Source organism: Lederbergia ruris, assembly GCF_018332955.1.
In the GTDB taxonomy this organism is placed as follows: Bacteria; Bacillota; Bacilli; order Bacillales; family Bacillaceae_C; genus Lederbergia; species Lederbergia ruris.
The window spans coordinates 1-11860 of the sequence record NZ_BORB01000066.1 but is presented as its reverse complement, the minus strand read 5'-3'; the positions used below and the strand labels follow the sequence as shown (position 1 = coordinate 11860).

Sequence of the window (11860 nt, the reverse complement as noted above, 5' to 3'; positions counted from 1 at the left end):
AATTAAAAAACTCCCTTCTATTAATATGAAAAAAACTTAGCACATTATAGCAGGGAAGTCTATTTTTAATCTGGAGGAATTTGAACAATTAGCAAGTGTTTTAGATGGAACAATGTGGAGCTTTACAGAATTATTAATTACACGTAAAATCCTTAAAGCAGCCGCTCCCCTTGCCCTATCAACAAGATATTGAGTGCGTATTCCATCTGTATAAATTACAATTGCGCCGGAAGTTGTTTTTAATCGTTCTACAGAAATGGGGTTAGTTTCTTGACCAGAAATAACGGTATCATAAGAATATTTAATGTAATTAAAGGTAAACTCTGTACCCTTAATCTCTATTTCCTGATTTTCATCATACACTTTAGTAATTTCATATTTTAAAGGTTGCTGAGTGAATGGGTCAGTTTCAACCATTCTCCATTCTTCAAAATTTAGAATATTGGTTAAGATCTCATCCATTGACATAAATGCATCATTTTCATCTATTGAGTTATCAATATACTTACTAAACAACGAATATCCCCCTATTCTGGACTATAATGAACCGTTAATTTTTTCACACTTTTAGCATATCTAAATTTATTACCATTGACCTTTGCAAGAATCTCTCCTTCCCTCCCTGTTTCTTCATAGATAGGATTTATAGTAATATCAAAATAAAATATACCAACTTCATTTGCACTATTCTGGGCAATGCTAGATAAACCAATTAAATACTTTTGCGAATCATTTTCACTTTGCTTCAAATCCGGAGAGCCTTTTGCCATAACGTCTATCCATTGTGGAAAAACAACTACTACGTTATTTTTGATTTTATTTAAATTACCGTTAACATTAATTCTTACCACAGTAGATCTTGGTTTATCATCTAAACGTATTTTATCTGATTTATCCTTTCTTTCAATAATAACCACTTGTACACTTGTCCTCTTTGAGAGGGCATACAATAGTAAAGCATTTAGAACAGCTGTATAAATCGCAACGCTTACAGTGACATGCCACTTACAGTCGGATAAATTAAAAAAGAGGGTACTAATTTGGAAAAGCTCCGCAATAAAATATGATATTCCAGCGAAGAAGGCAGTAGATAACGTTTTGAAAATATCAGATTGAAGTTTATCCCTCATTTAGATAATCCTCTATTATCTTTTGAATATAATAAGAAAAGGCCAATTGTTTGGCATCTCCAAAAAGAACACCGTTAGAATACACTTCACAAGTTTTATAGCTATTGTTAATTTTTTTAGCCAATATTATTTTATCTATAAAAATCGAACCTTCTTCTAAAGCCCATTCTAAATACTCGCTTAACTTATTAAAATGTAAGGGGTTCCTTTTTATACCTTCCACAAGAGAACTTACCTCTTTTTTAGTTTCCTCGTCAACACTAGGGTCATCGATAAAGATTGAAAGTAAAGTCCAACCATCTCTAAGCATATCTTCTGCTATTTCTAGCATAAGATAAGAATTAATAATTACCTGAGTATAACCACTTTTATAGCTTTCCTGCATGATTTGACTATAGGTACTTGTTCGTCCTAAGTCATCAAAAAGACAGAGGGATACAGCAAAGCCGTTTACTTCATTCTTTTTTAAAATTTTCCCATAATCAGCCATATTTATCTCCCCTAAAATAGTTCAATTCTACTAAAATAATATCAAAGATAAATTCATAAAGATACGAAATTGAATAATAAATATTTAAGTTGTGGCACCAGTCTATTTAAGAAGAAATCGAAAAGACGTGCTCAGTGAGTTGCCTGAACTAGAAATCATCCCGCAGTGGATGAATTTTGGAGAAGAAGAAGAAAAGTATTATCATCAAGCAGTCATGGAAGGTAAGTTAATGGCGATGCGACGAGCAGCATGGCGAGGTGGTTCACCAGAAAATTCACCTAAATTAGAAAAACTATTAGACATATGTGAAAAAGCAGCTGATAACGGGCATAAAGTATTGGTATTTTCCTTTTTTAAAGTGTCATTTATACAATTCAACAACATTTATATGGAAAGACATTCGAAGCCATTATAGGTGACGTACCCAATGCTAGAAGGCAAGAAATCATTGATGAATTCACAAGAGCCCAGCCAGGATCGGCATTAATCAGCCAAATTACCGCGGGGGGAGTTGGATTAAACATCCAAGCTGCAAACATCGTGATTCTATGTGAGCCGCAATGGAAGCTCTCTATAGAAGAACAAGCCATCAGCCGAGCATATCGGATGGGACAATCTAGAAACGTCATCGTATATCGGCTATTAACCGAAGAAAGCATCGATGTGACCATGCTAGAAGTATTAGGCGAGAAATCGAACCTATTCGACCTCTACGCCCGAGAATCCAACGTCGCTTCACTGGCATTAAAATCAGCATGAGGAAGCAGAGGAATCTGTTAAACAGAAGGTGTTGAAATTGGAGAAGGAATGTGTTCATATGAAATTAGAGGGGAATTTGTAGAAGGGAGTTTGCTTGTTTGCCTATGATGCGTTAAGTTTAAGAGGCAAAAAATCAGCATTGAGAGCCGATTTATCTCTCAATGCTTATCTTTTTAACATAAATTATTCTACAGTAACTTTTTAATGAAAGCTGATGACTATATACTATTTCTCTATTATCCAGCCTTAATGATGTATCCGCCGATTTAACCATTATCTAAGCCCCACTAATCTCCTCAGCATTCTGATTAATCTCATCAATAATCCCAAGAATTTCCCTTGCATCATCCATATTATCTTTAAACAAACCTACAATGCTTCCAACTGTTCGAAATGGTTCTTGTTGTAGCACCTTCTTATCAAGCGTACCGTTTTTCACAACGTAATCTACAATAAGTCTTACAAACCGAGTTTGGTTCAGATTTAGACGTTTTTCGGATAGGAATTCTGAGAAAGCGGTATTAGCTGCTTGTGGATCCAGCCCAACAATCTGTCGGACAAGTTTTGTAATTGGTGTTTCACCAAAATCCTTTTCATAGTCTTCTTTCGTGCCAAGCTCTTTCCATAGTATTTCTTCCAGTGTTTCTACATCTTGTTTGGTTAGTGGCTTATTATGATTTAGTTTATAAATGGCCATTTGGTCTTTATGTTCTTTTAGATAATGATGAACCTTCTTTTTATAACTTTGCAAATCATTTACATGGAACATCGGGCCATTTTCTTTTACTTCAATCACCTGATCTTGGAAGTTTGTATAGTAAACTTTTTGTGTTTCTTTTTCAATGAATTTAATCAAATCCCTTAATGCCGTGCGGACTGAATCTAGTTCAAATATGTCCGCATTATCCCAGAATTCTTCCGTTAGCACTTTGTCAATTACCGGTTTTTGTTCTAGTACTTGTGGAATTGTGCCTAACTTTGATAATGCTTCCGCCGTTTGAACAACACTACGAATTGGTTTTGTTGCATTATTCGATTGGAGTTTTGCTAATTCAATTGTGTACATGACCAAATCGAAACGTTTAGCAAATTCATCATCGTCGAAAGGAACAATAATTGGTGAGATATGATCCTTTATTTCATTCGTATCTAGAACAGAAAGTACCTTCCAATTATCCCGATTCTTATATTTTTCTACATACTGTAGATGTTGCCTAACACGGAAGTTTTCATTATCTAACGCTAAAATATCCCTCGTTACTTCATTTACTAGTTCATTGCGATGGTGAATGTATTCTTCCTCCTGATAATCCGTTCCTTGTAATTCACGGATAATATCAACTTTAAAATTAAATAATTTCTCCGTTAGACTCTTTCCAACTTTCCTATCCATCCCTTTAGGATTTTCACGGAAAAACTCAAAGTTTCCGCAGTAGTCAAAGATAAGGAAATGCGTTTTGTCTTCTCCTATTCCAAACAAATCTGGACATAGTCTCGTTCCGCGCCCAATCATCTGCCAGAATTTAGATTTTGAACGAACTTTCTTAAAGAATACAAGATTTACAACTTCCGGAATATCTACCCCTGTATCTAGCATGTCTACAGAAATAGCAATTTGAGGTAGCCTACTTTCTTCAGAGAAATCATTAATAAGTGTTTGGTAGTAGTTCACACTGTAATCAATGACTCTAGCAAAATTACCTTCATACTCAGGAAAGAGCGTATCAAATCGATGAGATATTCTTTCAGCATGGGCGTGATTCTTGGCAAAGATTATTGTCTTACCGATTTTGTCGCCACCCTCTACTTTGATCCCTTTTTCCATCAAATCTATTAAGACCTTATCAATCGTATTATCATTAAATAACCATTCATTTAATGCGGAACTATCAATATCTCTTAGGTCCTCGTCTTCATCAAAGGTGTCCTCATATAATTCTTTTTCTTCTTCTGATAAATCATCATAGTGAATACCTTCTTCTAGGAATTTCATCCTTGTTTCTATTGTTCGATAGTCGACCAAGTATTCATCTTCAACTGCTTGATCTAACTCATAGGCATAAGTTGGAACACCATTCTCTAGATCAAATATTTCATAGGTATTTTTATCAATTTCATCTTTTGGCGTAGCAGTTAGACCAAGTAAAATACCATCAAAATAATCAAAAATACTTCGGTATTTTTTATAAATACTACGGTGAGACTCATCAATAATAATGAGATCAAAATGACCAACCGTAAATAGTTTTTTACCATCTTTTCTTTTCGCTTCATCAATGGCATTCATCATCGTCGGATATGTAGAAAATACCATTCTGCTTTCTTCTGGGTTGTCTTTGTTATCTAGAAGATTACATAGTGTCAAACTTGGAAGCAAGTTATTAAAGTTTCGATATGCTTGATAGAGTAATGTTTTTCGGTCAGCTAGAAATAAGACATTTTTCACCCAGTTGTGGCGAGCCAAAACATCCACTAAGGATATTGCCGTTCTTGTTTTCCCGCTACCTGTTGCCATAACTAGCAACGCTTTTCTTTGGTTACGGGTTAAAGCATCACATACGGAAAGAATAGCTTCTTTTTGATAATATCGATTACTAATATCATCATTAATTTGAATATCTGTTAATGGTCGCTTCATCGTTCGGCGATTCATCAACAGACTCAAGTCATCCTTATCATAAAACCCAGATACTTTACGAGGTGGATATGGTTCATGCCAAATATGTGTTTCAAAACCATTCGTATAAAATATGATTGGTCTCGTACCTGTCATATTTTCTAGACAATCGGCATATAGTTTCGCTTGCTGTCTTCCAACTTTCGGATCTTTTGATGTTCTTTTTGCCTCTACTACTGCAAGTGGCTTACCATTATCCCCAAAAAGCACATAGTCCACGAAACCTTGTCCTGTATTGTTTGGCATTCCCTCTACAGGAAATTCTCGTTCAACATTTTTATTGAACTCCCAACCAGCTAATTTTAAGTCTAAATCGATATATTTAAGTCTCGTTTCAAACTCTTTAAGCTCGTCTACTTGGAAGTCATATTCTTTGGTATTTTCTACCCGTTTTTCCGTCACTTTTTTACGAAGTGACTCATTTTCCTTCATAATCTCTTCTAGCTTTTTATCTTTAGAGCTTAATCGTTCATAGAGGTCTTTTAATTCCTCTGGACGTACACGTTTTTCCTCACCAATTGGTAATTTTGTTTCATCAAACTCACCAGCTGTATATTCATCTGAATAACAATAATCAATCCAAGCAATAAATTGGAATAGATGATGAAGGGAAAGAACCGCTTCATCACGTTTAATCGGTGAATTAGTATGTACAGCTACATTTCCTAACTTCACAATATACTTCATAAGTGGCAATAATTCTTCATCAATAATGCCTAGGAAGTTGCGATTATGAATTAAACTTGAAAGATTATCTTGATAGGGAACTTTTACAGCACTATCAAAACTGTATACCCATTTAACAGCCAGTTCCAACGCACGGCGAGATTGGATTGCACTCACTGCTGGGCTGACAACTAACGCATTTTCTGCTTCTAAGCAAGCATTTGTAAAATCGCGGTATTGTTTTTTCTCTTTTAGAAAGTCGAAGTTTGACATGTATATCCCTCCTCGAACTAAATATTTAGACTTTTTCATCATCAAATAATTCACCTTTGAAGGCGCGTTGCAATAAGGAATTATTGTTTTCTTCTAGAGCATACAGCCCTTTTAATAATAGCTCTTTTTTTTCTAAGATTTTTAATACTATGTTTGCATATTTATCTTGTAAATCTTTTGGAGGTATATAAATTTTAATTCCCATTAATTCCTTTGCATTAATATTAGCCATACCAACAATATTCTTTGCCATAGAAAATAACAATGCTTTACCATATTTAGAATTTAAATATCCAGATATAAACTCACTATTAGCTTTTTCATTTGTAATTAACTTTACTAAATAACCTGCAAAAGCCACTGGTTCTTCTTCTCTAAATACTGCCGTTTTACCCACTAATTCCTTACTATTTGTTCTATTAAATAATAATTCACCCTTACGAACTAAGTACTTTTCTAACTCTTTATCATCTAAATCAACATATTTCATATCATTAAAATTCCAAGAACCATTGTAAGTAATATTGCCCATTCTCAATACTGGAAATTGACCCGTATTCTCGCTAGCCTTTTTACTGGTTCCATATTGAGTTTTTTCTGTAAGGTCTCCTATTGTTCCTATTGGCCAACTATTAGGATTTATATAAGGATCACCAAACAACTCCAAAAACACACTTTGCGTTAATTGATCTAATGCTTCGATTTGAGCTTTGCGTTTATCAATAAGACTTCTTGCTTTATCTAAGGTATCTGAAATCATTCTTTGCTTATCGAATGAAGGGATCGGTACTTCAAGATTTTCAAGAGCTTTTCTCGATATATGTGGAATAGTTGCACCCGTACAAGTATCCCTTAAATAATTATATTTCGATTGTAAATATTTCCCTATATATGGGATAAAAATTTCCTTATCTTCAGTTTCCAACACAGCTAAAGTGCTCCCAATAAAGCCCTCCAATCCATAAGAAATAGTGCCTGCATTTGCCCCATCCCATGCAATAATAATATTGTTCTTATTTGCGAATACATAATTATCGCTAACTTTGCAAAACTTCATATTACTATCATCTCTTAAATCTTCAATTTGGATATACCTTACTGTTTTTGACGTTTGTTCTTCTACCGGTTTTACCTTTTTACCTTTTCTAATTTTAAATAAATCTTTTATCTTTAATTTCTTCATAATATTAGCCCCTAATTATTCCCTTTAACTCTTTTATTCCAGAGACAATTTCATTCTCTAATTCTTCTATCCTGTTTAATATTACGTACGGAGCTTCATACTCCACTTCCTCATACTCTATTTCTTTATACTTATTATTTGATAAGTCATAATCATTTTCTCTTAACTCATCAACAGGTACTAAAAACGATCGTTCCGTTCGTTTCCGCTCTTTCTCTACTTCCATATTATTAAAACGCTCAATAATATCTGGTATATCATTTTCTTCAACAGGGTTTCGTTTATCATCCAAAGAAAATCCATCTGCTATCATATCGTAGAACCAAACGCTATCTGTTCCACCGGCTCCCGTTTTCGTGAAAATTAGCACTGCCGTTGAGACTCCAGCATATGGTTTAAACACTCCACTAGGCATAGAAATAACAGCTTCTAGTTTATGATTTTCAATAATCTCTTTACGGATTGTCTTATGTGCCTTTGAACTTCCAAATAAAACACCATCGGGTACAATAACCGCAGCACGCCCCCCCGGTTTTAATATACGAATAAATAATGATAAAAATAATAGTTCCGTTTTCTTGGTCTTTGCAATTTTTAATAAATCATTCGATACAGATTCATAATCTAACGAACCCTTAAATGGTGGGTTAGCTAAAACCAACGTATATTGCTCTTTATCCTTATTAATTTCTGCAAGTGAATCACGATAATCAATATTCGGATTGTCAACCCCATGAAGCACCATATTCATGGCTCCAATTCGAAGCATGGTCCTGTCCATGTCATTTCCATAAAACATTGTGTTATGATAATGCTCTTTTAACCCCTGAACTAGAAACATATCACTATGATGGTTACGTAAATATTCACTTGCGGCGACTAAGAATCCTGCTGAACCCATAGCGGGATCGATAATTATATCTTCTGGAGTTGGTTTCATTAGCTCAACTATCATTTTAATAATGTGTCTTGGTGTTCGGAATTGTCCATTAGTACCGGAAGTCGCTATTTTAGACAAGAGATACTCATATAAATCCCCCTGTGCATCGCGATCTTCTGTTGGTAGATTATCAATACCATCTACGACTTTAGCTAACATATTTGGTGTTGGGATGAGGAATGTTGCATCTCCCATATACTTAGAATAAGCCGATTCTTCTTTACCATGTAAATTCTTTATAAATGGAAATACTTCATTTGAAACAACGTCATACATTTCTTCAGATGATCCAAGTTGTTTGAAGCGATTCCAGCGTAAACGTTGTTTATCTTTAGGAAAAATTCCTTCAAACTCAATTCCAAGAATCTCTGCTTCCTGTTCCTTTGTTGTTTCTGTTTCATCTAATCCCTTTATAAAAAGCAAGTATGTAAATTGTTCAATTACAGTTAATGGGTTTGTAATCCCACCTGTCCAGAACGTTTCCCAAATTTTATCTACTTTATTTCTAATTTCACCTGTAATCATTTAATATCCTCCTATTGCACTATTACTTTCATTATACAGTTTTAGGCAATTTTAATAAACGATCAATGATAGTTAGTTGATTCTTTATTCGTATCAGTAATTTTAATATCTAAAGATAAATACAAAAAGGAAGATTAAAGCAATCTAGATCAGCTCATAAAGCTCGATTGACAGCATCCCATTAATAGTGAAACTTTAATTTTTCTAATCCGTACGTAAGGTACGGAGATTAATATAAATTATGAAGGTAGGTGTCAAATGTGGCGAAAGAAGTTATTTTCATCCTAGTTATAGTATCTATGGCTATATGGATTACAGTGTCTCGAGAGGTTGTAAAACCTTCAAAAGAGATAAACTGGCGAAAAATGATAACCTTACTGTCTGCAGGATCCTTATCTGCATTAGTTATAACCATTACGCTTTTTCAAAGCCTGCCGTTTTAATTCCTTTAATTGGTGATTACTTCAATAAATGGCGATGATTTTTAGTAACTGGCAGTATAATCATTTTATGGTAATTTCCCGCTATACATGAACTATAGAATCCATTTTGATGAATATGTTTTACAAAATGGATTTTTATTTGCCCTAAAATGAGTTTTTGCAAATATTTTCGATCAAATTTTTTTCAAAGCTACACCAACAGTAAAAGAGGAGGCTGGGACATCACAACGATCCAAAGACGATAATTCATTGCCTTAGCAGAGGAAATATACGTAGACTTCTGCGGGAAGTAAGATTTCGTCAAACCCCCCTCAATTCGGAATAGAGGATCAAAGGCTAAATACCCGCCGTCCTTTAAAACAGATTGTATCGTTAATTGAATCACTCTCCTTTTATGGACATTTAACAGGTTATGAGAATCTGCAGATTTTGCAACGACTGAGAAATGTTCCAAATAACATAGATAAGGTACTTCGTATCGTGCGACTAGAAGATCATAAAAAATAAAAAGACAGAACAGTACTCGCTAGGGATGAAACAGAGACCAGGAATCGCAATAACTCTTCTTTCATTTTCAGAGATTTTGATTCTTGTTGAGCTAATTAACAATCTCAATTCCACAGGTATTGGAAATTAGGAAATTTATTAAATCACTTCTTACACATTACGCGATAAAAGGATAAAATGTGGATAATTGTAGGTAGCTCAATAAATGAGTAATATTTAATTTCTTTAAAATTGATAATGGAGCAAAACTGATAAGGTTAATAGATGAAATCAGTTTTGTGATACTATGATGTAAACGATTACTAAGGGGGATAAATAAATATGCTTAAAATTGAAGAATATATTTCCATGCGAAAAAGAAAAGAGAAAATAAATGAATTCGATTTTACCAAACACTCGGATAACATGGGTAAGATTATTCAGTTCGTCTCCGAATATTTCAATGACTACTTGAGTCCAGAAGATTATAATTATGAATTAATTAAGCTTCAACAGACAATTGAAAAATCGAAAAAAACGCTAATAAATCAATACCCAAATACACATGGTTTCATTGAAGAATATTATTTAAATAAGAAAAAAAGAATAGATACTTTTATAAAGAAAGTTTGTGATGCTCAAAAAGACATTGATATTTTCTATAAGGAAAATGAATTTTTAGAGATCGCAAAAGAAGTATCTCATAGATTGTCGGACAGCGAACTTTCTGGTGAAGACTTTTCCAAAGTAGTACTAGCAGTTAAAGATTATTGGAAATATAATATTTCAAAACCAAATCGTTCGGAAATGAAAGGATTAGATAACAATATTGTAAAATGGGTAACGGATTCTTATAGAGAATTTGGGGTTAACATAGCAAGTTATGCTTTTAATATTGCGTGGAAATGGTCGGATAAGTATGTAGAGCATAAATATTCTAGGCAATATGATGAACATTATTATATTAATAGTTATGATTATCGTTACCAAGACAACCCATTTGATATAGAAGAAGAGTACGAAAAACATCAAGATAAACCTTTTATGCAAGGGAAGAGAGATTATTTTGAGATGTTGGTAATGTATTCTTGGCTTTTTGATGTTCTAGAGGATACGTCTTATTGGCCAGAATACGAAAAATTATGTGTGAAGACTCGAAATGTGGATTTGAAAACACAACGTAGAGTTTTGGTACCAATAAGTAATGGAAGCCAAAAATATCCGGAAGAAATACAAAGTGGAATAGAGTATATAGAATCAAAAAATGGATTAATAAAAAAGAAACGAAAGGATCAATATATAATCTCTATTTTAAATAAAAAAACAACGGATAATATTTGGACAAATAATACTATAAAAGCTCAAGTAGTAAATAATATAAAAGAAACAGTTGAAAAATATGGGAAACCAAAACTAATTGAATTTAGATCTCCATTTAAATCTCCGGTTTTTGGTATGAAAGAATTAATAGATAAGTATTTAGAGATTGAAAGGGATTTAAAAACACTAGGGAAAATTTCCATTGCTATCAAAACCAATTCTATTCGAACAAGTAAAGAGCCATTGGTTCATAAAATGGATGATATCATTGAACTACATCATGCTATTGAAAATATGAAATTAAAATTAAAAATAATCATTGACTTAGTAGACACAAATAATCGTAATGTACTTAAAAGAGAAATGGATGATTTAATTAATTCTCTTGCCTCGAGACCTAATAGTTTTATAGGATTTCATATAAATAGGATTGATGAATGGGGAAATATATATGGTTCTACTAACCGTGGTTATAAAATTGACCAAAATTCCTATCCGTCATTTTCAGCTTTTATGTTGGGACTCTCAACAATTTTACAAGGTACCACACCCAAACTATTAATTCCGGGAAAAGTTAAATCAGATGAAGATTTGGAAAAGCTCGTTGATACTTTATATAAATGTGGATGTGAGTTTGAAAGTGGTGTAAAACATGACTGATAATATTCGGAAGTATAGCCTTGACAATATAGATAATGAAAAAGAATTTACTCAGTGGATAAGGTCGCTAAAAACAATTAAGTCTACAAATTTACACGCTTTAATTCTTGAATACGATCAAGTAGAAAAAAAGAGAGAACAAAATAAGAAATATAGCTATATTGAAGAGCTTCCGCCTAGTTTGTTTATGGCAAACTAAAAATGTAGGTTATGGCACTTCTTTTATGCATGGCCTATAGGGCTATGCATAAAAGAAAAAGCCACTTGCTAACAACTCAATAATTAACTACACTTCCTGTTGGACCATT

General features: G+C 33.4%; 10 protein-coding genes. 4 read left to right on the top strand and 6 right to left on the bottom strand.

Annotated features, from left to right (window positions below; translation table 11 throughout):
- Positions 1-36: 36 nt before the first annotated feature.
- The 3 genes from KI363_RS20870 to KI363_RS20860 are packed head-to-tail and all read right to left on the bottom strand — an operon-like array spanning position 37 to position 1620.
- A complete protein-coding gene (locus KI363_RS20870) occupies positions 37-516 on the bottom strand; it encodes a hypothetical protein (protein WP_212967527.1) in 480 nt (159 codons plus the stop codon).
- Between the two features lie 11 nt (positions 517-527).
- A complete protein-coding gene (locus tag KI363_RS20865; RefSeq protein ID WP_212967526.1) occupies positions 528-1130 on the bottom strand; it encodes a hypothetical protein in 603 nt (200 codons plus the stop codon).
- On the bottom strand, positions 1120-1620 hold the full coding sequence (locus tag KI363_RS20860) for a hypothetical protein (RefSeq protein WP_212967525.1): 501 nt from the start codon (positions 1618-1620) through the stop codon (positions 1120-1122). The genes KI363_RS20865 and KI363_RS20860 overlap by 11 nt, the downstream gene beginning before the upstream one ends.
- A gap of 91 nt (positions 1621-1711) precedes the next feature.
- Here KI363_RS20860 and KI363_RS20855 point away from each other — a divergent pair, with 91 nt between their 5' ends.
- Together KI363_RS20855 and KI363_RS22435 are read left to right on the top strand one after the other, a co-directional pair.
- On the top strand, positions 1712-2035 hold the full coding sequence (locus tag KI363_RS20855; RefSeq protein WP_212967524.1) for a hypothetical protein: 324 nt from the start codon (positions 1712-1714) through the stop codon (positions 2033-2035).
- Positions 1984-2379 (top strand): C-terminal helicase domain-containing protein, encoded by a 396-nt coding sequence (locus KI363_RS22435; protein ID WP_212967528.1) that lies wholly within the window; start codon positions 1984-1986, stop codon positions 2377-2379. The genes KI363_RS20855 and KI363_RS22435 overlap by 52 nt, the downstream gene beginning before the upstream one ends.
- A 277-nt stretch (positions 2380-2656) precedes the next feature.
- Here the strand turns inward: KI363_RS22435 and KI363_RS20845 are convergent, their stop codons facing one another.
- Genes KI363_RS20845 through KI363_RS20835 form a run of 3 tightly spaced genes read right to left on the bottom strand, consistent with a single transcriptional unit; the run spans position 2657 to position 8643 of the window.
- Positions 2657-5995, bottom strand: coding sequence for a DEAD/DEAH box helicase family protein (locus KI363_RS20845; protein WP_212967523.1), 3339 nt, complete (start codon positions 5993-5995; stop codon positions 2657-2659).
- 25 nt (positions 5996-6020) lie between these two features.
- Entirely contained in the window at positions 6021-7178 is a 1158-nt protein-coding gene (locus tag KI363_RS20840; RefSeq protein ID WP_212967522.1) for a restriction endonuclease subunit S, read from the bottom strand.
- A gap of 4 nt (positions 7179-7182) precedes the next feature.
- On the bottom strand, positions 7183-8643 hold the full coding sequence (locus KI363_RS20835) for a type I restriction-modification system subunit M (protein ID WP_212967521.1): 1461 nt from the start codon (positions 8641-8643) through the stop codon (positions 7183-7185).
- 1271 nt (positions 8644-9914) lie between these two features.
- Here KI363_RS20835 and KI363_RS20830 point away from each other — a divergent pair.
- Together KI363_RS20830 and KI363_RS20825 are read left to right on the top strand one after the other, a co-directional pair.
- Complete coding sequence (locus KI363_RS20830; RefSeq protein ID WP_212967520.1) at positions 9915-11552, top strand: hypothetical protein; 1638 nt, start codon at positions 9915-9917, stop codon at positions 11550-11552.
- Positions 11545-11751 (top strand): hypothetical protein, encoded by a 207-nt coding sequence (locus KI363_RS20825; RefSeq protein WP_212967519.1) that lies wholly within the window; start codon positions 11545-11547, stop codon positions 11749-11751. Before KI363_RS20830 ends, KI363_RS20825 begins: the two co-directional genes overlap by 8 nt.
- Positions 11752-11860 lie beyond the last annotated feature (109 nt).